General features: G+C 61.5%; 24 protein-coding genes. 15 read left to right on the forward strand and 9 right to left on the reverse strand.

The features are described 5' to 3' along the window. Nucleotides 1–7: 7 nt before the first annotated feature. The 3 genes from ACZ5C7_RS22555 to ACZ5C7_RS22565 are packed head-to-tail and all read left to right on the forward strand — an operon-like array spanning nucleotide 8 to nucleotide 3769. Entirely contained in the window at nucleotides 8–919 is a 912-nt protein-coding gene (locus ACZ5C7_RS22555) for a hypothetical protein (protein WP_464378753.1), read from the forward strand. Between the two features lie 6 nt (nucleotides 920–925). Then, nucleotides 926–2629, forward strand: coding sequence for an outer membrane protein assembly factor BamB family protein (locus ACZ5C7_RS22560; RefSeq protein WP_464378754.1), 1704 nt, complete (start codon nucleotides 926–928; stop codon nucleotides 2627–2629). A 33-nt stretch (nucleotides 2630–2662) separates the two neighbouring features. Continuing rightward, nucleotides 2663–3769: a cupredoxin domain-containing protein gene (locus ACZ5C7_RS22565; RefSeq protein WP_464378755.1), complete on the forward strand. Its 1107-nt coding sequence runs from the start codon at nucleotides 2663–2665 to the stop codon at nucleotides 3767–3769. Nucleotides 3770–3939: 170 nt separating this feature from the next. On the opposite strand, the gene ACZ5C7_RS22570 is transcribed toward ACZ5C7_RS22565, so the two are convergent. After that, entirely contained in the window at nucleotides 3940–4278 is a 339-nt protein-coding gene (locus ACZ5C7_RS22570; protein ID WP_464378836.1) for a cupin domain-containing protein, read from the reverse strand. An 85-nt stretch (nucleotides 4279–4363) separates the two neighbouring features. Here ACZ5C7_RS22570 and ACZ5C7_RS22575 point away from each other — a divergent pair, with 85 nt between their 5' ends. The 5 genes from ACZ5C7_RS22575 to ACZ5C7_RS22595 all read left to right on the forward strand — a co-directional run bounded on the left by ACZ5C7_RS22575 (nucleotide 4364) and on the right by ACZ5C7_RS22595 (nucleotide 9042). After that, nucleotides 4364–5272, forward strand: a complete 909-nt coding sequence (locus tag ACZ5C7_RS22575; RefSeq protein WP_464378756.1) for an ABC transporter substrate-binding protein — start codon at nucleotides 4364–4366, stop codon at nucleotides 5270–5272. After that, nucleotides 5265–6278, forward strand: coding sequence for an ABC transporter substrate-binding protein (locus ACZ5C7_RS22580; protein WP_464378757.1), 1014 nt, complete (start codon nucleotides 5265–5267; stop codon nucleotides 6276–6278). Before ACZ5C7_RS22575 ends, ACZ5C7_RS22580 begins: the two co-directional genes overlap by 8 nt. Further along, nucleotides 6275–7246 carry an ABC transporter substrate-binding protein gene (locus ACZ5C7_RS22585; protein WP_464378758.1) on the forward strand — a complete coding sequence of 324 codons (972 nt, stop codon included), beginning with the start codon at nucleotides 6275–6277 and terminating at the stop codon, nucleotides 7244–7246. Before ACZ5C7_RS22580 ends, ACZ5C7_RS22585 begins: the two co-directional genes overlap by 4 nt. A gap of 2 nt (nucleotides 7247–7248) precedes the next feature. After that, on the forward strand, nucleotides 7249–7677 hold the full coding sequence (locus ACZ5C7_RS22590; RefSeq protein ID WP_464378759.1) for a VOC family protein: 429 nt from the start codon (nucleotides 7249–7251) through the stop codon (nucleotides 7675–7677). A gap of 141 nt (nucleotides 7678–7818) precedes the next feature. After that, complete coding sequence (locus ACZ5C7_RS22595) at nucleotides 7819–9042, forward strand: CobW family GTP-binding protein (RefSeq protein WP_464378760.1); 1224 nt, start codon at nucleotides 7819–7821, stop codon at nucleotides 9040–9042. Nucleotides 9043–9061: 19 nt separating this feature from the next. On the opposite strand, the gene ACZ5C7_RS22600 is transcribed toward ACZ5C7_RS22595, so the two are convergent. Next, on the reverse strand, nucleotides 9062–9217 hold the full coding sequence (locus tag ACZ5C7_RS22600; protein ID WP_464378761.1) for a hypothetical protein: 156 nt from the start codon (nucleotides 9215–9217) through the stop codon (nucleotides 9062–9064). A 157-nt stretch (nucleotides 9218–9374) separates the two neighbouring features. Between ACZ5C7_RS22600 and ACZ5C7_RS22605 the strand changes: the two genes are divergently transcribed. Next, nucleotides 9375–9536 (forward strand): hypothetical protein, encoded by a 162-nt coding sequence (locus tag ACZ5C7_RS22605; RefSeq protein ID WP_464378762.1) that lies wholly within the window; start codon nucleotides 9375–9377, stop codon nucleotides 9534–9536. 240 nt (nucleotides 9537–9776) lie between these two features. On the opposite strand, the gene ACZ5C7_RS22610 is transcribed toward ACZ5C7_RS22605, so the two are convergent. From ACZ5C7_RS22610 to ACZ5C7_RS22630, 5 genes are all read right to left on the reverse strand, one after another. Beyond that, nucleotides 9777–9938, reverse strand: a complete 162-nt coding sequence (locus ACZ5C7_RS22610) for a hypothetical protein (protein WP_464378763.1) — start codon at nucleotides 9936–9938, stop codon at nucleotides 9777–9779. A 4-nt stretch (nucleotides 9939–9942) separates the two neighbouring features. After that, nucleotides 9943–10233 carry a HepT-like ribonuclease domain-containing protein gene (locus ACZ5C7_RS22615; RefSeq protein ID WP_464378764.1) on the reverse strand — a complete coding sequence of 97 codons (291 nt, stop codon included), beginning with the start codon at nucleotides 10231–10233 and terminating at the stop codon, nucleotides 9943–9945. Next, entirely contained in the window at nucleotides 10230–10712 is a 483-nt protein-coding gene (gene mntA / locus ACZ5C7_RS22620; RefSeq protein WP_464378765.1) for a type VII toxin-antitoxin system MntA family adenylyltransferase antitoxin, read from the reverse strand. The genes ACZ5C7_RS22615 and mntA overlap by 4 nt, the downstream gene beginning before the upstream one ends. 239 nt (nucleotides 10713–10951) lie before the next feature. After that, nucleotides 10952–12112 carry a glutathione-independent formaldehyde dehydrogenase gene (locus ACZ5C7_RS22625; protein ID WP_464378837.1) on the reverse strand — a complete coding sequence of 387 codons (1161 nt, stop codon included), beginning with the start codon at nucleotides 12110–12112 and terminating at the stop codon, nucleotides 10952–10954. A 343-nt stretch (nucleotides 12113–12455) separates the two neighbouring features. Continuing rightward, complete coding sequence (locus ACZ5C7_RS22630; RefSeq protein ID WP_464378766.1) at nucleotides 12456–12584, reverse strand: hypothetical protein; 129 nt, start codon at nucleotides 12582–12584, stop codon at nucleotides 12456–12458. A gap of 72 nt (nucleotides 12585–12656) precedes the next feature. Between ACZ5C7_RS22630 and ACZ5C7_RS22635 the strand changes: the two genes are divergently transcribed. After that, a complete protein-coding gene (locus tag ACZ5C7_RS22635) occupies nucleotides 12657–13457 on the forward strand; it encodes a DUF8054 domain-containing protein (RefSeq protein WP_464378767.1) in 801 nt (266 codons plus the stop codon). 71 nt (nucleotides 13458–13528) lie between these two features. Here the strand turns inward: ACZ5C7_RS22635 and ACZ5C7_RS22640 are convergent, their stop codons facing one another. Then, on the reverse strand, nucleotides 13529–13816 hold the full coding sequence (locus ACZ5C7_RS22640) for a hypothetical protein (RefSeq protein WP_464378768.1): 288 nt from the start codon (nucleotides 13814–13816) through the stop codon (nucleotides 13529–13531). Nucleotides 13817–14132: 316 nt separating this feature from the next. Here ACZ5C7_RS22640 and ACZ5C7_RS22645 point away from each other — a divergent pair, with 316 nt between their 5' ends. The 5 genes from ACZ5C7_RS22645 to ACZ5C7_RS22665 all read left to right on the forward strand — a co-directional run bounded on the left by ACZ5C7_RS22645 (nucleotide 14133) and on the right by ACZ5C7_RS22665 (nucleotide 19437). Next, nucleotides 14133–15812, forward strand: a complete 1680-nt coding sequence (locus tag ACZ5C7_RS22645) for an FAD-dependent oxidoreductase (protein WP_464378769.1) — start codon at nucleotides 14133–14135, stop codon at nucleotides 15810–15812. A gap of 376 nt (nucleotides 15813–16188) precedes the next feature. Then, on the forward strand, nucleotides 16189–16863 hold the full coding sequence (locus ACZ5C7_RS22650) for a DUF4129 domain-containing protein (protein ID WP_464378770.1): 675 nt from the start codon (nucleotides 16189–16191) through the stop codon (nucleotides 16861–16863). Continuing rightward, complete coding sequence (locus ACZ5C7_RS22655; RefSeq protein WP_464378771.1) at nucleotides 16860–17456, forward strand: DUF7269 family protein; 597 nt, start codon at nucleotides 16860–16862, stop codon at nucleotides 17454–17456. Before ACZ5C7_RS22650 ends, ACZ5C7_RS22655 begins: the two co-directional genes overlap by 4 nt. Beyond that, nucleotides 17453–18706: a DUF58 domain-containing protein gene (locus ACZ5C7_RS22660; RefSeq protein ID WP_464378772.1), complete on the forward strand. Its 1254-nt coding sequence runs from the start codon at nucleotides 17453–17455 to the stop codon at nucleotides 18704–18706. Before ACZ5C7_RS22655 ends, ACZ5C7_RS22660 begins: the two co-directional genes overlap by 4 nt. Beyond that, nucleotides 18703–19437, forward strand: a complete 735-nt coding sequence (locus ACZ5C7_RS22665) for a DUF7519 family protein (RefSeq protein ID WP_464378773.1) — start codon at nucleotides 18703–18705, stop codon at nucleotides 19435–19437. Before ACZ5C7_RS22660 ends, ACZ5C7_RS22665 begins: the two co-directional genes overlap by 4 nt. Nucleotides 19438–19605: 168 nt before the next feature. On the opposite strand, the gene ACZ5C7_RS22670 is transcribed toward ACZ5C7_RS22665, so the two are convergent. Further along, nucleotides 19606–20160, reverse strand: a complete 555-nt coding sequence (locus ACZ5C7_RS22670) for a hypothetical protein (protein WP_464378774.1) — start codon at nucleotides 20158–20160, stop codon at nucleotides 19606–19608. Between the last annotated feature and the right edge of the window lie 250 nt (nucleotides 20161–20410).

Genomic DNA, 20410 nt, shown 5'->3' on the forward strand with positions numbered 1-20410 from the left:
TGATAACATGTCACAGACAAGCATGAGGCCGGAAATGTCGATGGCGGACCGACGCGATCTGGCGCGAAACCTCGGCGTCGAAGAGACCGCCGAGACGCCGGTGACGTGGGACGGTCTCGCGGCGACACTCGACGCAAAGACAGATTCAAAGTTCGTTTCGAGAGGGCGAGAGATCAGAGACGCGTTTTCGGACAGCCTCGATGGCGAATTGCTCCAACGGGAGCGAAAAGCCCTCGAGGACGAGATCGCTCGTCTCCCCGACGTCCGTGCGGCGGGCGTTCCGGACGAGCCCGAGGGGCTGTACGAGTCGGTCGCACAACCCGGGTGGCGGGTCTACGACCACCTCGTCGAGACCGGGTTTTTCGAAGGGATCGAAGCGTACCTTCCGAAGTTCACGCCCGAGCACGTCGAGTATACGGCTCGAGAGTTACTCCTCTCGACGTCGCTTTCGACGGGGCTCGACGAACTCGGGTTCGACGAGGAGGAGAAAACTGTTCTCCTCGCTTCGATCGTGAACACTAACGAGCGACTCGCTCGATGGGTACCGTCGAATCAGATCCCGAAGGACGTCGAGTTCGACACGGAGAACGTCCCGCCGTTGCACCAACGCGCTGCGGGCGGAGCGCTCCTGTGGATCCGCGGATTGGATCGTCACCTTTGGCAAAACAGGGTGATCGTTACCGACGGAATCCTCGACGACGCAAACTGGCACACCGCTGCGATGCTCGGCGGACTGTACGTCACGACGACCGCCGCGTGCGACATCGCCGCCACGGACGACGAGAGAGAACTGACCGACGGACAGTTGCCTGCGGCGCTCACCGCCGGGGCCGCGATCCAGATCGTCAGCCAGGAAGAGCTGATGAGAGACGTCTTCTACGTCACGGACGACATCCGCGCCGCAAGCAAACTTCGGTGATAATCCATGGCACTACGCAACGACAGGGCCGTTCAGGCCGCACGAGATATCGAACTGAAAGAGATCGACGACGGCTATACGCTGGTCGGCGGACCGGACGATTCGGTGACGGAAGACCACGATGCCGACCGCATCCCCGAGGAGGACATAACCCAGGAAATGCTCAGCGAGTCCGCCGAGAACCCCGAAGCGTGGTTGATGTACGGCGGCGGGTACAAACAACAGCGAAACACAACCGCCGACGTCATCACACCTGACAACGTCGACGACCTCGAACTCGAGTACGAGATGCAGGTTGGAACGGGCTCGAGCATGGAGGGAACGCCGATCGTGGTTCCCGGCGATCCGCCGGTGATGTACCAGACGAACGGGCCGAACCACATCAAGGCGATCGACGCCAGAGAAGGCGAGATCCTCTGGAGTTACACCTACGCCCCGCCGATCGACGTTTTGCTGTGTTGTGACGACAACAATCGAGGAGCCGCGGTTTACGGCGACAAGGTGTACATGACGACGCTCGACTCGGGCGTCGTCGCGCTGGACCGGTACACCGGCGAGGAGGAGTGGTACACCCAGACCGCCGATCACGAAGTCGGCTACTCCGCGACGTGGGCACCGGTCGTGTACGACGAGACGGTATACACCGGCAGCGCTGGCGGCGAATACGGCGTTCTCGGATTCCTCGCCGCGCTCGACACCGAGAGCGGAGACTCCGTCTGGCAGTCGGATACGCTCCCCGACGACGAGTGGATCGGGGCCAGTCGAGACCACGGCTGTGGAACGAGCTGGATGACGCCGACGATCGACGAGGAGCGAGGCATGTTGTACTCGCCGATCGGTAACCCCGGACCCGACTTCGACGGAACGGTTCGGCCGGGCCCGAACTTTCCCACCTGCGGAACGCTGTCGATGGATCTCGAGTCCGGCGAGATCGAGTGGGGGTACCAAGAGAGTCCACACGACGTCTGGGACTACGACTCGGCGGCCCCACGCGTGCTGGTGAACGATCTCGAGATCGACGGAGAGGAAACGGACGTCGTGCTCGGCTCCGGAAAGACCGGCTGGGTCTACATCATGGACGCCGACGACGGACACCTCTACGAACGCAGCGAGGAGTGTAGCCAGCACATCAATATGTGGGAGATGATCCCGCACATTAGCGAAGACGAGCGCGTTCCGTTCGTTCCGGGCGCACCGGGCGGGAACGACTGGCAACCGCCGTCTTACAGCCCGGAAACCGAACTCGCGTACTTCGTCCACCAGAACTTCCCGCAGGACCTGTACTGGCGATTCGAAGAGTACACGGAGGGCGCACCCTACTGGGGCGGCGGTCTCGACGATCCGGCCGACGAGAACCCCGACGAGTGGAACGGCTCTATCACCAACTTCGTCGCGGTCGACCCGACGACCGGAGAAGTCGTCTGGCGCGATTGGATCGAGAGCGAACAGTACATGTGGGGCGGTTCGATGGCGACGTCGACCGGACTCGTCTTCAACGGCACCCAGAACGGAACGTTCGTCGCGTACGACGGCGAGTCCGGCGACCGGCTCTGGGAGTACGAGTTCGACGTCCCGATCAGCGCCTCGCCGATGAGCTGGTACGACCCCGACGCGGGGGCGCAGTACATCGCCATCCAGGTCGGGGGAAGCGGCTGGCTCCGTCAGGGAGAACGCGGCGATACGCTCGCCGTATTCTCGATGGCTGAGTGAAAGCAACCGGATCTACCAGACAATCACACAACAATGACGAACGATAACTCACACGACCAACTGACACGGCGAGGAGTACTGAAAGGAACAGCAGCGGCGGCCGGAACGGCAGCGATCACGGGTACGGCCGGTGCGTATCGAGAACATCTGAACGAGCCACTCCCGGCCGTACAGAACGACGTCGACGGCAGAACGTTCACGTTGCTCGGAATTGTCAGCGGCTGGATCGGCGTCGCCCCCGCGGCGATCGACGGGGAATCGGGTCCGACACTCCGATTACTGGAGGGCGAAGAGCACGAAGTCGTCTGGGTAAACGGCGACGGCTCTCACCACAATTTCGTCCTCGCCGACGACGAGGGCGACGCGCTAGAAGCGACGTCGATGCTCGATGAACAGGGTGAATTCGAGGAACTGACGTTCACCGCAGAATCGGAGATGGCGGAATACTACTGCGAACCACACCCCGTCCAGATGCGCGGCCCGATCGAAGTGGTCGATCCCGACGAGGTCCACGAACTGCACGTCCACGTCGAAGACGGCGACGGCGACCCGCTCGAAGCCGAAGTCTTCCTTGAGGACATGCACTCGTTCTCCGACATCGCGGCGCGCCCGGATCCGGACGAGGACTTCGAGCCGGCCAGAGCCCGCTTCGACATGCTCGAGGACGGCGACTACGAACTCGAGGTGTGGACGTACGGGCACGAACGGGTCACAGAGGAGGTGACGATCGACGGCGGTGACGAGAACGTTTCGATCGAATTGTCCGCGATAGAGCCCGGCGACCCGGTCGAAACCTACTCGCTCACGCTTCAGGAGGGCGAGTGGGTCGGCGAGGCACCCGACGAAATCGCAGACGAAGCGAATCCCACGCTCGAACTCGAGGCGGGCGAAACGTACGCCGTCGAGTGGGAGAACGGAATCGGTCGGCTCGAGGACGAAGAGTGGGGAGAACCCCTTCCCGGCCACAACTTCGTCGTCGCCTCCGGCGGAGACACGAACGAGTGGAACACGTACGTTCGCTCGGGGTTCGTCGACGAAGCGGGAGAAAATCAGACCGTCGAGTTCGTCGCCGAAGAGGAGATGGAGGTCTACCTCGACCAGTCCCAACACGACGCGGTCGGCGACGTCGTCGTCGAGTAACCGGCAACTCCAGACATCTCAAATTTTTCGTAGCTGGCGGCGAAAGCACATCATGTTCGGCGGTAGGTCGACGAATTCGCTTCGCCTCAATCGTCTCACGGCGCTCGAGTCCCTCTGGGATGACTTCAACCGGTCGCTGTTCGAGCGCGGAGAACCATCGTCCGGGCGAGTCAGCGACCCCAATCCGGGCGCTCCCGAGGCGGTGCGAGGACGCCGATACCGACGGCCGGCTCCTCCTCCCTGTTTTCGGTACCGTGGGGCTCCCCGCTCCGGAAGCGATAACAATCACCGGTCGAAAGCGGGATCTCCTCGCCGTCGATCAAGGCGATCAGCGAGCCGCTGAGGACGTACCCGATCTGCTCGTTGTCGTGGCGGTGGACCGGCAGCGTCGCCCCGGGTTCGATCCGCCAGTATTTCATGCACGCCCGTCGGCCGGTGGCGAGGTCGGCGAGGTAGACTCCGTCGGTATGCTCCTCGAACTCGACCTGCGCACTGTTGACGTTCTCCATGGTCACTCGCGATACACTGCCCACGAAGCCACGCATAAACATTCCGGTGATACGTTTATACCATGCTTCGTGGAAGGCAGTTCCCATGGCTCGTGGTGACACACTACGACTGTTCCACCTCCCGTTCTCGTTCGCGTTGCCACAGAAGGTGGCGAGCGAGCGAGAGTACTACGAAGCGGAAGGGCTGACAGTCGAGCTAGTCGAACGCGATCGGCGCACCGTCGACGTCAAGTACATCCCCGCGGACGAGACGCTGACCGGCGACCACGACGTCGACATCTATCCGGTGTGCAAGTGGGAAAGCCTCCGACGAACGTGGCGCATGGACGACGGCCGCGTCGTCGCGAAGGGAACGTTCGCCGACCAGCCGTACGCGGTGTTCGTGCGACCGGACGCGGGAATCGAGTCGCCCGCGGATCTCGCGAACGCCGAGGTAGCCGTCAACCGCCGAACCGGCCAGGAGTACACCGCGATGCGGGCGCTCGAGGAACACGTCGATCCCGACGAAATTACGCTCGTCCACCGCGGAATGCCCACCGATCGGCTCCGCGCGCTGAGCGAGGGGGACGTCGACGCCGTGACGCTCATCGAACCACAGAGCACGCTCGCCAGCCACCTCGGTTTCGAGCGGCTCCTCGAGTTCGAGAACCACGTGGGAATCGTCGCCTCCGACGCCGTCGGGCGCGAGACGCTCGAATCCTTCGTCGCCGCCTACGGCCGCGCCGCGAGGGCGATCAACGCCGAACCGGAGGCCTTCCGCGAGGAGTACCTCGAGATGCTCGAGAAGGACCGCCGCGTCGCGCCCGATCTGTTCGAGGAGATCGACGTCGAAGAGCTCGAGCGAAGCGTGTCTGTCCCGCGATACGACCCGCCGGAGCTCGCCGATCGCGACGAACTCACGGCCCACCTCGAGTGGATGAAAGACCGCGACCTGATCGACGAGGCGGCGGAGATCGACGCCATCGTCGGCCCGGTGGGGGAGACCGATGTCTGACGCGACGATAGACGTCGAGGGCCAACAGGCCGAGTTCGACGCCCACCACGACGACCCGGGCGATCGACCGGTCCTGCGGGCGCGATTCGAACACAACGGGAGCCCTCGGTACCTGCTCTACGCGATCAAACGCCTCGAGCTCGATCACGATCACGGGTTCCACCTCGACGTCAGGCTCGTCTCCGACGAACTCGAGGGAGGCGTCGAAACCGTCGAGGCGAAACTGCAGGAGGGCGAGGCGGACCTCATCGACATCGATTACATTTCGACCGCCCGCGAGCGCGCCGAGGACGCGTCCATCGTCGCCTTCCATCCTTACGGCCGGACCGTCGGCGGACTCGTCGCGCCGACGGATTCCCCGATCGAGGGGCTCGGGGATCTGCGCGATCGACGAATCGGCGTGGTGCGTCGACTCGACAAAAACTGGATCCTCGTCCGCGCCGCGTGCCGGGAGTACCACGGCTTCGATCCCGACGAGGAGGCGACGCCCGTGGAGTCGGGCTCGAAGGTCGAACTCACTCGGATGCTCGCCGACGGCGAGGTCGACGCGATCTGTCAATTCTGGCAGATCGTCCCAGAGATCACCCGGAGCAACGACTACCGCGAGGTCCTCCCGATGTCGCGACTCGTCCAGGAACTGTCGGAGACGGAGAACAAACTCCCGATCTCGACGTTCCTGACGAGCGAGGAGTTTTTCTCGGAGGATCGGGAGACGATCCGCGCGTTTACGGGTGCCTATCGCGAGGCCGTCGAGCGGTTGCAAACCGACGACGACCTCTGGGTCGAGATCCGCGAACGGCTGATGTACGAAGACGACCCCGCCGTCGGACGTGCAATTCGCGACGGCTGGCGGGACATGGTCGTCGCCGACTGGAACGAAGAGACGGTCGACGGAATGGAACGGCTGTTCGAACACCTCCTCGAGGTTGCGGGGGCTGACGCGCTCGGCGTCGATCACGTACCCGAGGGGACGTTCCGGGTGGATCTTCAGGAGGAACTCGCGTGACGTCGATCACGTTCCAGCTCAACTGGGAGCCCAACGGGTTTCAAGCCCCGTACTTTCTCGCGCGCGAGCGAGGGTTCTACGAAGCGGAAGGGCTCGAGGTGGCGTTCGTCGAGGGCCACGGCTCCCCCTACGCAGCCGAGCAGGCCGCCCGCAACGAGAACACCGTCGGACTCGCCGGAGCCAGCGCCGTGCTCTCGGTGCGGAGCCAGGGGTTCGAGCCGCTGGCCGTCGCGGCGGTCACGGGAAAGACCCCGGCAGCGGTTTACACCCTCCGAGACGTTTTCGACGAACCCCTCGAGCGCCCCGAGCAACTCGCCGGGCGCACCGTCGCGCCGTCGGCGACGAAGACACGCATCCTTGCGGCCCAACTACTCGAGGACGCGGGAATCCGCGACGAGGTCGATCTCCCCGACGTCGATCCGCGCACCCACCACCGCGTGGAACACCAATTGCTCGAGGGGGAGATCGACGCCGCCGTCGGCGTCGTCACCAACGGACTCGAACTCGAGCGCGAGCACGACCGCACGGCCGACGAACTCCTCATCGGGGACTGGCTGCCGGTCTACGGCATGACGCTCGTTGCGAATCCGGCGTTCGCGGCGGACGAGCCCGAAACGATGCGCGCGTTCCTGCGCGCTACCGCGCGCGGATGGGCCGCGGCGACGACCGATCCGGCGGCTGCGGTCGACGCCCTGGTGTCGCGAAACGCCACCCTCGAGCGGCGGCGCGAAATCGAACGCGAGAAGTTCGAAACCGCGTCGCGATCGCTCCAGTTACCCGATCAGCTTCGAGAAGCCGGCTGGGGAACCCACGATCCCGAGCGATGGCATCGACTCGAAGCCGCCCTCGCGGAGACCGACCTGCTCGAGGGGCCAGTGGAGCCGGATGCCGCGTGGACGAACGAGTACCTAGACTCGGACGCGACGGTGCTTACGGAGTACGCCGACCGAATTTCGGGTGACGTGTAACCGTGCGCGCGATCGATCACATCAATATCGACGTCGACGACCTCGAGTCGTGTTATGCCTTCTACCGCGACGAACTCGGACTCGCGGTAAAGCGTCCGCCGTCCGATTTTCAGGGCGAGCACGCGATGTTCGAGGCGGGCGAGACGGTAATAACCCTCGTGGAGACGGGACGGGCCGACGGCTGGGAGCCGAAAGAACTCGAGCACCCGCTGGACAAGGCCCACCTCGCGTTCGAGAGTTCGCGGGCGGACTACGACGACCTCGTCGGCGTCCTCGACGGCCAGTTTCCCAACCAAGGGCCCTACGACTGGGACGAGTTCGAGGGGTTCTATTTCCTCGATCCGGACGGCAACCTCCTCGAAGTGATTACGTACGACCCGCCCCCCGGCGACCGCGAGCGGGCCCTGCTGACCCACGACGACGTCGAATGAGCGAACGAGAACGCTTACCGACTGACGCCAGAACCGAGCGTGGTGACCGAGAGCCGGCGTTGGAACCTATCTACGTTCGAGACTGTCGGCGAAAGGCGGCCGGTCATTTAGTACCGCCCGGCTCGTGGTACGTTATACCACATGAACCGTACCGAGCCAATTCCCGTAACGGTCGTAAGCGGCTACCTCGGTGCCGGAAAAACGACCCTGGTCAATCGCGTACTGTCGGATCCGGGGGGACGCCAGATTGCGGTGATCGTCAACGACGTGGGCGAAGTGAACGTCGACGCGGAGCTGATCGCTCGAGCCAACGAGGACGAGGGCATCATCGAACTCACGAACGGTTGCATCTGCTGTCGGTTGCAGGGGAATCTCCGCGACGAAGCGACGCGTCTGGCCGAGAACCGCGAGATAGACGCCCTGGTGATCGAGTCCTCGGGGATCAGCGAACCGATCCCGGTCGCTCGAGTGTTCACCGGGGGCGACGAGAGTGGCGAAAGCGACTCCGTCGACTCACCCGATCCGTTCAGGCTCGACACGATGGTGACGGTGCTCGACACCTACGGCTTCTGGAAGGAGTTCGACGCCGAGGATCGGCTCTCGGCGGAAGCCGCGTCGACGCCGGACCGTCCGCTGAGCGAGGTGTTCGTCGAGGGGATCGAGTTCTGCGACGTCCTGTTGCTCAACAAGGCCGATATGGTGCCCGACGACGCCCTCGAGGACCTCGAGGCGGTCGTCGAGGAACTGCAGCCGCGAGCCGAGCGGGTGCGAACGAGCTACTGCGACGTCGACCCGGAACTGGTGCTCGAGACTGGTCGATTCGACTTCGAGGAGGCGAAGCGATCGCAGGGGTGGAAGCGGCATCTGCGCGAAGCGGGTCGCGACGCCGACGATCCACATTCCGATCACGATGGTCACGGTGACCACGATCACCAGCAGGACGACGATCACCAGCACGACCACGAGACGCCGAGCGCCGCAGAAAGACACGGGATCTCGACGTTCGTCTTCAGATCCGATCGCCCGTTTCACCCGGAACGGCTGGCAGCGTGGCTCGAGGACTGGGACGGCGCAATCGTTCGTGCCAAGGGCGTCTGTTTCGTCGCAGGTTACGAGGAGGTCATCGGCGTAAGTCAGGCGGGGCCGTCCGTTCAGGCGGGGCCGCTCGGCAGCTGGCGACCCGACGACGAACGCCGAACGCGACTGGTGTTCATCGGCCGGGAGATGAACGAGGCGCGCATTCGCGAAGAACTGGAGGAGTGCCTGCTCGAGAACGTAGCGGAATCTGACGCGGCGGAGTCGGATGCGGCGGACCCGGCGGAATTCAACGCGACGAACGCTTCGGATCCGTTCCCGCTCGAGTGAGAAAGTCCTGGTAGGTGAGCTACTCGAGTTCCTCGCTGAGTTCTTCCCACGATTCGTGGAAGCCGTGGGTCGACTCGGATTCAACTTGACCGTAGCGTGCATCCTGGTACACGTCGTCGTACTCGAGTAGTTGCGTCCAGCCGTCGTGGTAGGAGTAGCTACAGTACTTGCACATACCCCGAATACGGTCGACATCGACATACGGTTTTCTCCGCTGGCGCGGGCGATTCCTCGAAGCGGTCGCGAGCAGTACGGAGTACTTACGGGGAACCGAACGCGACGGTCGTCGGGTGGGCAAAAGAGTCATCACGAACGAGCACCCGACGGTGAGCATGGATCGAACGGGGGGATACGTCCACAGCGGTGACGACACCGTCGAGCGCGAGTGCGACCATTGCGAGTGGCACGCGGTCGCGCAATCGTATCCGACGCTGATCAAGCGGTATCAGGACCACCTGCGCGAGGACCATCCGACGGTGTGGATGCGTAGCTAAGGAGAGAGTCGTCCGTCGCAGCGTTTCGCCTCGAGAAGATACGCGAAATGGCGTTTCAAGACGCTCAGCGACCCGGTTACTAGAGAATAGTCACAATGCCTCGCCGTTTACCGTAACGTTACTAGTTTTAAAATGCATCAGAACAGTTCCATCAGGTAACGTTCCGACACGTTCGAAGTTCACCCCCGCTCTGACGGGATGAGCGGCTACTTCGACGTTAAGGATAGCAGCACAGACTAGTTATTCGTCAAGTGCTCTGATGGACTCGAGGTAGTCGCGGATTTCGATGACGAACTGCCGGTACCGCTCGAGATCCTGTAGTGCATTGTACACCACATCGTGTTCGATAATGTCACCGTAGGTGTGTGCGAGAACATTACGGAATCGAGCGCCCTGTGCCATTGCGTCAGCTTGGACCAGACAGTATATCGAGTTCGTCGAGGGCTCGCATCGATTCCGGATTACTCGCTGGCGGGGTTCCACGCTCGTGTTTGACCAATTCTTCGCCGATATCGATGGCTGCCTCGGTCATCTTCACGAACCGACGTTCAACGATGTCCTGTGTATCTGAGTCAGCATGATACGCCTCACGACTCGTGGACTGCTTCCGGGCGAGGACACCTAAACTCGCTTCGATCGTCTCGACAGCGTTGAGTATTCTACTAAGCCGATCAGACGGAAACGCCTCGTCTGTCATCGATCTCGAGTCTCGCCATCAGTTGCCGTGACAGCGGAACTACCGAGATGCTTATCAATTCTCGCTAGTGCTGCATCGAACCGTTCACGTGGTGAGCGGTCGGTCGATTCAGATGTTCGTAGTTGACGTCGGATGGAAGCCACGTCCTCCTGCTCACCGAGAAGAAGGACGCCCCGAGTGAAGATGCTCTCCGCGAGGTCTGGTGACACCGTCTGGAGGTCAACCAGATCGACATCGTCAGTCTCGAGTGTAGCACTGAGGTCAGCACTTAATTCGAAAAAGATGTCGTTATACGCTGGCTCACTGGGACAAACCGTCTCAAACGCAACTGCGATATCGATATCACTCTCAGCGTGAGTCTCTCCCTGCACGTGAGAACCAAACAGAATTGCCAGTTGTACCGAATGCTCGTGAAGGACCTCTCGGAGGGGCTCGATCGGGACGGATTCATCGAGAGCAGCTTCCTTACTGGTCCTCATTATCGGAAACCACGTTCTCGGCGTACATAAACGCTCAGGTGACACCCGTCTATAGGTATCGTAGTTTCACAAAACAGACTGGCCGTTCACTACCATACTATTAGGGATTATCGTAGCCAGCCGGATGGTTCGCCTCGCAGGGATTGATGCCGTGTTTCGATCCCCGGTCGGAGAATCTATGAACTCCGACGATAATCCCAATATGTTCCGTAATCCTCGCGCTCCAGCGCGGGGAGTTGTCAAGGCTCGAGCAGGACCTTGATGACCCCCTCCTCTCGGTCGTCGAATCGTTCGTACATCTCCGGTGCGCGATCCAGGTCGACTCGGTGTGAGACGACCCAACTGGGGTCGGCGCGACCCTCGATGATCATGTCCCGGAGCTGGCGATTGTACTCCTTGACGTTACACTGGCCGGTCCCGAACTTGTGGCCCTTCTCAAAGAGCTTCCCGAAGTCGATGCCGAGCCGGCCCTGAGAGGCCATCTCGTCCGGCGCACCGGGGTCCGACGGGACGTACAGTCCCGGAACGCCGATTTCGCCGGTCGGGCGCACGGTCTGGATGAGCTGGTTGAGGACGATCGCGGGGTTCTCTCGAGCCGGATCGTAGGCGTCGTCGCCCGGATCCGTCTCGGGGTCGATCGCCTGGTAGCCGACTGCGTCGACGCCCTTGTCGACCTCGTCGCCGTGTGCGTCGACGATCTGGTCGACGGGATCGTCTTCCTCGAAGTTGATGCCCTGAGCGTCGCAGTGATCTTCGGCCATCTCGAGGCGACTCTCCACGCGGTCGACGACGTAGATCTCGGCAGCCCCCTTGATCTTGGCGCTGTAGGCGGCCATCAGCCCGACGGGACCAGCCCCGAAGATGGCGATCGACTCGCCAGGCTGGAGGTTCGCGAGTTCGGTGCCGTGCCACCCCGTCGGGAAGATGTCCGCGAGGAGTGCGAACGCGTCCTCGTGTTCGTCGCCCTCCGGTAATTTTAACGCGTTGAAGTCGGCGAACGGTACTCGAAGCTTTTCGGCTTGCCCGCCCTTGTACGGCCCCATTGCGACGTATCCGTACGCACCTCCCGCAAAGCCGGGGTTGACGTTCGTACAGAAGCCGGTATAGCCGTTCTCACAGTTCCGACAGAATCCGCAGGCAACGTTAAACGGCATCACGACGCGATCCCCCTCCTCAAGGGTCGTGACCGCGTCTCCGACCTCACTCACGAGTCCCATGTTCTCGTGGCCGAAGACGATTCCCGGATCGGCACCGGTTCGACCCTCGTACATGTGGAGGTCCGACCCGCAGATACACGTCGTCGTGATATCCACGAGAACATCGTTTTCGTGCTCGATTTCGGGTTCGTCAACCGCTTCGACGGCAACTTCGTGTGGTTCCTGGTAGACGACAGCGTCCATTGACATTTGGTATCAAGCCTCAGGAGTTTGACCACCCTCGTGTTTGTAAACGTTGTTGTGATTACAGTTGCGGGAGTTATGAAAAATCAACCGGCAGTTATTGCTGACAATAGGCGGATCGCTCCGAAGACAGTACTGGGAAGAGAGTTGTCTGTGTCAGAACCATTCGATGACGGCGACGAGTGTTGATCAGGTCCCGTAGTCAGTCCGTCGAGAGACGCCACAACACACGGGAGACCGTCGCCAGATCAACCTCGTGCCGAACGGCTACCAACCGACAGGCCGCGAGGGACGCGGTGTACTCTTCGACGGAGACCGAACCTGAATACGGCCCTCGATCCCGTTACTGGGTCCGTTCGGCGTGATCCGCTACCGGCTCGTGAACCGCTTTCTTACTGCCGTCGAACGCCACAGGTCGCGTACCGCTGGTCGCGCACCGCTCGTCGGTTACGATCCCGTCGGGAACCATCATCGAAACCGGCCAGCCGGAACCAGCGGGTTTCGGATTTATAATCCGTAGCGTGCTAGAGAACAACGACCGCGTATGCGTCTCCCCCTCGAATCGATCTCGAGCGTCCGAAATCCCCGACATACGGGAGAGAATCGATGTCTCCCGTGTACGGTCGTAAACCTCCTGATCACGGCCGTCCTCGCAACCGCGATCGGATTTATTGCAACGATTGCGGTCGGTGTCGCCGCATTCACGGCGTTCGTTACCGTAATCGTGATCCGCGGCTATCTCGTTCCCGGAACGCCGACGCTTACCAGGGAATACCTTCCAGAACCAGTTCTCTCCTTGTTCGGAAAGCGTTCAGTCGATCGATCGATCGACACCGCCGAGATTGACTGGGACACGCTGGCGGCCGCCGGGTTGCTCGAAAGCCGGGACTCGGAGCGTCTTCGCCTTGACGCAGATGTCCGGGAGCGGCTGTATTTGGAGGCCAGACGCTACCGGAACTCGCCACCGTCCGACGAGGAGATCGCCGCGATGGTCGGCGGAGACATTCGGAGGTTGGGCGATCTCGCCGTCACGGTCGACGGTTCACGCCGCCTTCGATGGCCCTCTGCGGCCGCTCTCGCGGCCGACGTCGCCGCTGCCGACTGTATTCGCGAACGGGTGACCGACTGGACGACACTCGAGGCCGGAGACCGACGTGACCTGCTCGAACGCGTTCGACTGCTCCTCGAACGCTGTCCGGCGTGTGGCGGAGCACTCGAGCGAACCGTCGAACACGACGAGCACTGTTGCCGACGGCCTGCAACCGTCGTGACGGCTGCCTGTAACGAATGCGAGATACCCGTCGCAGAACGTATCGTTTCCGATTCGGAGTCTGTACTGGTTTAGAAGTTAGTTACGGCAAAAATCATCACTTGGATCGTTCAATGTGGCTGCTTATTGACGACTCCCACCCTCTGCTAATATGAAACCAGTCTGTGGAGTAATAGTACTAGCAGAGCTACGGGTATTCCTATCGCAATGATTCGCAATACGCTCGCTAAGTATCGTCGGTCATTTGGAAGCATTTCAGCGACCCCAGATATGCCCGTAGCGATTCCTAGAGCAAGTATAGCGACTAACCCACTAGAATGAAGGAGTTCAAAATATGCGTACATACTGAAGAAAGCGAGTGAGGTAACAAGCTGTATTCGAGCCATTTTCCACCCGCTTGGCTCAGAAAATATCTCCATAGGCTGGATTCCCATTATAATAACCTGTTTTTAGAATGTGTGATGAATCTGTCGTTACGTGCCATACTATTCTGGAGTGACAATATGTGCGTCACCTGTACAGATCACGAGTTTCAGAATTTGATCTGAATGATAACGCGTGCGACGATCTCCTGATAGATCCACGGCTACCGAGTCCGAACCGAAATGGCCCGATGACCCTCCTCTCAGTGAATCGAAAGCGGTTGTTTTTCGATTTCGGTAGTCACGATCGAAGTTCCGACCCTCAAGCGGCACTATCACCCCGTCCCACTTTCCCACCCGCTGTGGATAGCGACGGGTGCTGATTCACATGGTAGACGAGATCACCCCCGAATCTCCGCGTGCCGAGTCGTTGTGGTTGGCGACGACACCGACGACGGAGTACGAACCGCTTGAAAACGGATTGGACGTCGACGTGGCGATTGTCGGCGGCGGAATTACTGGATTGACCGCCGCGATCAACCTGAAAGAAGCGGGCCGAACTGTAGCGGTCGTCGAGTCCGACCGCGTGGTCGAAGGCGTCACCGGTCACACGACCGCGAAGGTCACCTCGCAGCACGGGCTCATCTACGACACGCTGCTCTCGAAATTCGACGAGAAGGGTGCGAGACAGTACGCCGACGCGAACGAGGCCGCAATCGAGGAGATCGCCGGACGCGTCGAAGAGAACGACATCGACTGCGATTTCCGGCGGACCGAGGCCTACACCTACGCGAAGTCGTCGGACGATCTCGAGCAGATTCACGACGAAGTAGCGGCGGCTCAGCGGCTCGGGTTGCCCGCGTCCTTCGTCGAGGAAACGCCGCTCCCGTACGACGTTCCGGGGGCGGTTCGCTTCGACGACCAGGCGGAGTTCCACCCGAGAAAGTACCTGCTCGCAATCCTCGAGGAGGTCCTCGGCGACGGAAGCTACGTCTTGGAGGAAACCCGGGCGCTCGACGTCGACCCGGGAACCCCCTGTCGCGTCGAGACGACTCGAGGGGAGATCGTCGCCGGCGACGTCGTCGTCGCGACGCACTTCCCGTTTTTCGATCGGGCCGGCTACTTCGCGCGGATGCACCCTCATCGTGCGTACCTCCTCGCGGTCGATATCGAGGAGACGCCGCCCGACGGAATGTACTACAGCTCCGCCTCGCCACCCGAGACGATGCGAACGCATCCGGTCCCGGAAGAAGACAGGGTCGAAATCGGAGACAGTAGTGAGACGACTGACTCGAACGGCGAAGACGAACTCCTTATCGTCGGTGGCCAAAGCCACAAACCGGGACTCGACGGCGCGCCGACCTCCGAGCGGTATCGACGCTGCGAGGAGTTCGCCCGAGAACACTTCACCGTCAACGCTATCGAATACCGGTGGTCGACGATGGACTACTCTCCCGTCGACAAGGTCCCGTTCATCGGGAAGATCGACCCACTGGCTAAAAACGTCTACGTCGGTACCGGATTCAAGGGCTGGGGAATGACGAATGGAACCGCCGCGGGGATGATCCTCGCCGATCTGATCGTCGAGGGGTCGAATCCATGGGCAGACGTGTTCGACCCGCAGCGATTCACGCCCGGAGCGTCCGTGAAGAGTTTCCTCGAGGAAAACGCGAAAGTTGGCGGAAGCTTTGTCGGCGATCGGATCAAGTCGTTCCTCGCGTCGATCGACGCCGGTCAGTTTGGCGGGCGAAACGGAGCAAGCGAATCGGGCGAATCGGAGGAGTCGAGCGGATCGAAGACGGTGGGCAAATCGAAGGTGTCGAGCGAGCTTCCGGCACCCGGCGACGCGCGTATCGTTCGACGAACGGGTCGACCGATGGGCGTCTATCACGACGAGGACGGATCGGTCCACGCCGTTTCGGCGACGTGTCCACACATGGCCTGTCTCGTCCGGTGGAACGACGCCGAGCGAACCTGGGACTGCCCGTGTCACGGCTCGCGCTTTTCCTACGAAGGCAACGTTCTCTCGGGCCCCGCCCTCGAGGGGTTACCCTACCGGGAACTGTAGGCAGTGGCGCTATCGTTCGGAATTCAAGGTTGTCGGCTACTGAATACCGGTGCTGGCGAGCCGATTGAGGCGTATGGCTCACACGGCACGGGTGGCTCGCTCGAGGGGGTTTGTAACACCGTCGTACGGGAGGTTCACGGGATCCTCGAGCCAGCGATCGGAACAAACCAGTCGGTCGCGTAGACCTCGTACTCGAGGGGTGGATGCTTCGAAAGCTGACACAGCAAGGTGGACAACGCGGTCAGTACGAGCGCTGGATTCGAGGTGAATAGAGCCAGGGCGGGATGAACTTCCCGCGATACGCCCAAGATCGTGAAGCAAGTATCGAGCCAAGCCAAAGAATAGATTTTTATCCATACAACAAGAATTTGGAGTAATGCGTCGGGCTCGGCTTCTTCCGCTTATCACCACTCTCTTTGCAATTCTCGTCCTTGCGACCGCCGCTCCAGTTCTCGAGTCGACGGCGATTTCGTCGCCATACGATCTGTCGGCCGACACCGACGCCGGCGCGGGCGGGCTCTCGTTCATGGCTATGATGTTGCTATTCGTGTCCGCGTTCGTCGAATTCGTTTTCGGCGTCGAACTCGAGCAGATCGATCTCGCCGGCGCGTCCGGCGCTTCGGGCGGGCTACTCCTGTTCGTCGTTCCCCTTCTGGTAGTTGGTCTCGTCATCGGTGCCTTCTACCTTGCGGGCCGTCGGTTCTCGTACTCACCGACGGGAGTGGTCCTCTCCTATCTGCTCGATCAGTCTCAATCGGAGGAGTCCGCTTCTCGATCGTCGACGAGCGAAACCTGGCCGCCCGCCGAGCCCGATCCCGGCGTCGCCGAAGCGTGGACCAAAATGACGGCGAGTGTCGACCTGGAACATCCAACCACCAGAACGCCGGTAGAGTGGGCCGAAGAGGCTATCGACGACGGACTCGACGCCGATGCCGTGGACGACCTGACGAGTACCTTTCGAGACGTACAGTACGGAGAAAACGCCGAAACACCCGAGCATCGCCGACGAGCAAACCGCGCTCTGGATCAGCTCGAAGATGATATAGAATGACGAGAGTGACGAGGAGCGCTCGTCTGGTGCTCGTCGTGGCAGGTGTGCTCTCGCTCGTCATCGGGCTCGTCGTTCTGGCAAGTCCGGCAATCGAAGGGGCAGCCGGATGGCCGTGGGCCGACGACGCGCTCCTGGTCGGTTTCTTCACCGTTGCGTTCGTGCTGGCTTCTTTCGTCGGTTCGTTCGAATTCCTCACGGGAGAAGTGAGCAGAGAAACGAGCGAAAAACCGACGAAGCGGCCCGAGCGAGTTGCCTCGAAGTCGCCCCCCGGTCACGAGCTCGAACGAATACTAGATCGACGCTGGTGGCCGCTACCGCCTTCACCAGGCCAACGCCAGCGTATCCGGGATCAGTTTCAGCGGACGGCGATGAGGTCCATCGTCCGAACGGACGGCTGCTCGGCGGCCGTCGCCCGAGAGCGGATCGATCAGGGTACGTGGACAGACGATGCGGTTGCCGCGGCGTTTCTCCGCACCGACTCGGAGCTGTCGCGTTTCCAGCGAATCCGCGTCCTGCTGCGCTTTCAGCACGGCGCTCGGCGGACGGCGAGGGAGATCCTGAGCCGAAGCGAGGAGAGCGGTGATCGACGATGAAGACTCGGTCCGCGACGCGATGGAACGTCGCACTTGCCGCCGCACTGTTTACGAGCGCGACCGGCGTCCTGTTCGAAGAGCCGATATTGCTACTGAGCGCGATCCCGCCCCTCGTCCTAGCGGGCTACTCCCACGCGACGGCGACACCCGATCCCGCGATCAAAATCGAACGCTCGCTCAGCGAAACTGATCCCGAACACGGCCACGAAGTCGACGTCACAGTCACGGTTCGGAATACGAGCGATCGAACGTCCTTCGACATCAGAATCGCGGACGGCGTCGCACCGATGCTTCCGGTCGTAGAGGGGTCGGCCCGGCACGCGGCGGTACTCGGTCCGCATCGGAAAACGACCTACTCCTATACGGTCGTCCCAACGCACGGCGTCCACCGCTTCGAGTCGGCTTCGGTCGTCTGCAGGGACGCGAGCGCCAGCACCGTCGTCGAGACCACCGCTGCGGAGACGACGGAGCTCTCCTGTCGCTCGCCGGTTCGGACCCTTCCGTTTCCCCGATCGCCGCGACGAACGGGGGGATCGGACACGAGTCTCGGCGAAAGCGGGATCGAATTCTCGCGGGTTCGCGCCTATCGTCCCGGCGACCCGCCGGGACGTATCGATTGGAACCGCTACGCTCGAGAGCGAGAACTGACGACCGTTACCTTCCACGAGGATCGACTTCGAACAGTGGTTCTCTGCCTCGACGCACGGGCCCGTTGCTATCGGTCCGCCGATCGGGACGAACCCCACGCCGTGTTCTACGAACGGACTATCGGGCGCGAACTACTCGAGGCCGTCTCGGAGACGAACGGACGGATCGGCCTCGGAATCCTCGGTCCCGACGTGACCTGGATCGCCCCCCAGGCCGGGAAACACCACACGGAGACTATCCGGCGAACGCTCGCCGATTCCGAAGCGCTCCCGCTCACGCCACCTGACGGAGTACGTGGCGAGGGCGAGGACGGACACGCCTCGATCCTCCGATCGCGGCTCGAGCACGGGCCAGAACTCGTCTACGTTTCTCCGTTACTCGATGAGAAGTCGGTCGAAACCGCGCGAACGCTACGAGGAGCAGGCCGCCAGATCACCGTTCTCTCACCTGACGTGACCGCGACGGACTCGTCCGGCCGATCGATGGCTCGACTCGAGCGCGAGAATCGGATCGACGCGCTCCGCCGGTCAAACGTGACCGTCGTCGACTGGGACCCCGAAACGCCTCTCGAGACGGCGATACAACGCGGGGCACGGAAATGAACGGTCAGGGCCTTCCGGGTCGCCCGGCGAACCAGCAACCGCCGACCCTCAGCGGTATCCTCGCGCTCGCCATGGGCACCAGCGCGTGTTTCATCGGATCCGCGGGGACGTTACAGACCGCACCGTTGGCCCTCGAGACGATCGGACTCGTCCTCCTTTCGATCGGCGTCGTGGCCAGTCGACGAGGGCGACAGTTCGTCGGTCGAAGTCTATCGGTCGCAGGACTCGCCGTTGCGATGTCGACGTTCGTCGCCGCGCTGGCGTTCGGGTTGCCGATCGTGCTACTGATCGCGTTCCTCTCGTGTGGTGTCGGGCTCGTCGCACTGGCGATCGGCATTTACTTCCTATCCGGGATAGCGGCACGAACGGTAGTCCTCGCCGGGATATCGCTGGTACTCGCCGGCGTGCTCGCGAACGCCGTCATCGCCGAACCGACGATCTGGCGGTCGGCGACCGCGGTGGCGCTGGTCGTCCTGACGTGGGACGTATCGGAGCGAGCGATCGGACTCGGTGCCGAGGTCGGAACCGCCGCCAATACGGCGTCGATCGAACTGGTCGGGGCGGGAACGAGCGCGCTCGTTGGATTTATCGGGGTCGGAACGGCAATCGTCGCAGCCTGGATTCCGATCACCGTCTCGTCGGTCGTCGGATTGGCACTGCTCCTCGTCTCGGCGATCGCGTTCCTGCTCGCGCTCTCTCACGTACCCAGTCCTCCGAACAGACAACACTAGCAAATATCGGACCCGGCGTCCGACAAACGGCTCGTGGCCTCGTAAACGAGCTCCGTTTCGAAGGGGCCGGCGGCACGCACACAAAAACGGGCCGAGAAATCGGTGGTCATCAGCTGTGGATCCCACACACCGGCTCGATCGCCTTCGGCAATCGTTCTCCGGGTCAGTTCAGCAACAGAAGAGCATGTATCCACCTGCGTAGAACCCGTACCCTGGAACGCCTGGTTGCCCGGGGCAGGCTTCAGTTTGTTCACAGCTCTGGGGCTCTACATCCCTACTGACGCCTTCGCTGAAGGTATCGATGTGTCCTCCATCTGGAGAGACGTCCGACTCGGTGTCTTCTCTAAACGCCGCGACGGATTCGGTCCCGTCGGCGTCTACGAAGAGGGCAAGCAGCCCGTCGTCGGTTTCTTTGCGAACGATGTACGCATTGTCGCCGTCGTCGGCCACTCGTTCGACGCCTTCGTCATCGAAGTCCGTCGTGACTTCGTCAGTGGGAAGTTCATCGACGGATGCCGAGGACAAGACGCCGCTCTCGGCCAGTTGCTCGAGTATCTTGCCGGCGTGCTCTTCGATCGCTTCCCTGACCTCGGTTTCGTCTTCCACTTCTTCACCGGCGACGCTCCCGATGGCGCTCGTCCCGATCGCACCCGCAACGCCAGCAGCCGCGGCACTCCGCAATACCGTTCTCCGCATCATCGGTTTCGATTTTTCTTCGGTCATTAATTCTATTTAGACCTCGTAAGTATACAATTATCTTAGCAAGTATGAATATATCTAATAATTCCATATAATTTAGGCAGAAAATATATTTGGTTATTACCATTGCTGTTCAATAGAAGCACGTGTTGAGTCATTAATTACGGCGTTTTCGATAGGTAACGTGAATTTGGCGCGATTTCGAACGGCCGAGAAGCGTCTTCCCGACGTTCAGGGATTTGGATGTCGAGCACATTCTAAACGGTGTACACGT

The organism is Halostagnicola alkaliphila (genome assembly GCF_055379965.1).

What these genes read in the sequence shown, in the direction of transcription:
- ACZ5C7_RS22555 (WP_464378753.1), top strand. Translation starts at nt 8, where the DNA reads ATGTCACAGACAAGCATGAGGCCGGAAATGTCGATGGCGGACCGACGC.
- ACZ5C7_RS22560 (WP_464378754.1), top strand. Translation starts at nt 926, where the DNA reads ATGGCACTACGCAACGACAGGGCCGTTCAGGCCGCACGAGATATCGAA.
- ACZ5C7_RS22565 (WP_464378755.1), top strand. Translation starts at nt 2,663, where the DNA reads ATGACGAACGATAACTCACACGACCAACTGACACGGCGAGGAGTACTG.
- ACZ5C7_RS22570 (WP_464378836.1), bottom strand. Translation starts at nt 4,278, where the DNA reads ATGGAGAACGTCAACAGTGCGCAGGTCGAGTTCGAGGAGCATACCGAC.
- ACZ5C7_RS22575 (WP_464378756.1), top strand. Translation starts at nt 4,364, where the DNA reads ATGGCTCGTGGTGACACACTACGACTGTTCCACCTCCCGTTCTCGTTC.
- ACZ5C7_RS22580 (WP_464378757.1), top strand. Translation starts at nt 5,265, where the DNA reads ATGTCTGACGCGACGATAGACGTCGAGGGCCAACAGGCCGAGTTCGAC.
- ACZ5C7_RS22595 (WP_464378760.1), top strand. Translation starts at nt 7,819, where the DNA reads ATGAACCGTACCGAGCCAATTCCCGTAACGGTCGTAAGCGGCTACCTC.
- ACZ5C7_RS22600 (WP_464378761.1), bottom strand. Translation starts at nt 9,217, where the DNA reads ATGTGCAAGTACTGTAGCTACTCCTACCACGACGGCTGGACGCAACTA.
- ACZ5C7_RS22605 (WP_464378762.1), top strand. Translation starts at nt 9,375, where the DNA reads ATGGATCGAACGGGGGGATACGTCCACAGCGGTGACGACACCGTCGAG.
- ACZ5C7_RS22610 (WP_464378763.1), bottom strand. Translation starts at nt 9,938, where the DNA reads ATGGCACAGGGCGCTCGATTCCGTAATGTTCTCGCACACACCTACGGT.
- ACZ5C7_RS22615 (WP_464378764.1), bottom strand. Translation starts at nt 10,233, where the DNA reads ATGACAGACGAGGCGTTTCCGTCTGATCGGCTTAGTAGAATACTCAAC.
- mntA (WP_464378765.1), bottom strand. Translation starts at nt 10,712, where the DNA reads ATGAGGACCAGTAAGGAAGCTGCTCTCGATGAATCCGTCCCGATCGAG.
- ACZ5C7_RS22625 (WP_464378837.1), bottom strand. Translation starts at nt 12,112, where the DNA reads ATGGACGCTGTCGTCTACCAGGAACCACACGAAGTTGCCGTCGAAGCG.
- ACZ5C7_RS22630 (WP_464378766.1), bottom strand. Translation starts at nt 12,584, where the DNA reads ATGATGGTTCCCGACGGGATCGTAACCGACGAGCGGTGCGCGACCAGC.
- ACZ5C7_RS22635 (WP_464378767.1), top strand. Translation starts at nt 12,657, where the DNA reads ATGCGTCTCCCCCTCGAATCGATCTCGAGCGTCCGAAATCCCCGACAT.
- ACZ5C7_RS22640 (WP_464378768.1), bottom strand. Translation starts at nt 13,816, where the DNA reads ATGGGAATCCAGCCTATGGAGATATTTTCTGAGCCAAGCGGGTGGAAA.
- ACZ5C7_RS22645 (WP_464378769.1), top strand. Translation starts at nt 14,133, where the DNA reads ATGGTAGACGAGATCACCCCCGAATCTCCGCGTGCCGAGTCGTTGTGG.
- ACZ5C7_RS22650 (WP_464378770.1), top strand. Translation starts at nt 16,189, where the DNA reads ATGCGTCGGGCTCGGCTTCTTCCGCTTATCACCACTCTCTTTGCAATT.
- ACZ5C7_RS22655 (WP_464378771.1), top strand. Translation starts at nt 16,860, where the DNA reads ATGACGAGAGTGACGAGGAGCGCTCGTCTGGTGCTCGTCGTGGCAGGT.
- ACZ5C7_RS22660 (WP_464378772.1), top strand. Translation starts at nt 17,453, where the DNA reads ATGAAGACTCGGTCCGCGACGCGATGGAACGTCGCACTTGCCGCCGCA.
- ACZ5C7_RS22665 (WP_464378773.1), top strand. Translation starts at nt 18,703, where the DNA reads ATGAACGGTCAGGGCCTTCCGGGTCGCCCGGCGAACCAGCAACCGCCG.
- ACZ5C7_RS22670 (WP_464378774.1), bottom strand. Translation starts at nt 20,160, where the DNA reads ATGACCGAAGAAAAATCGAAACCGATGATGCGGAGAACGGTATTGCGG.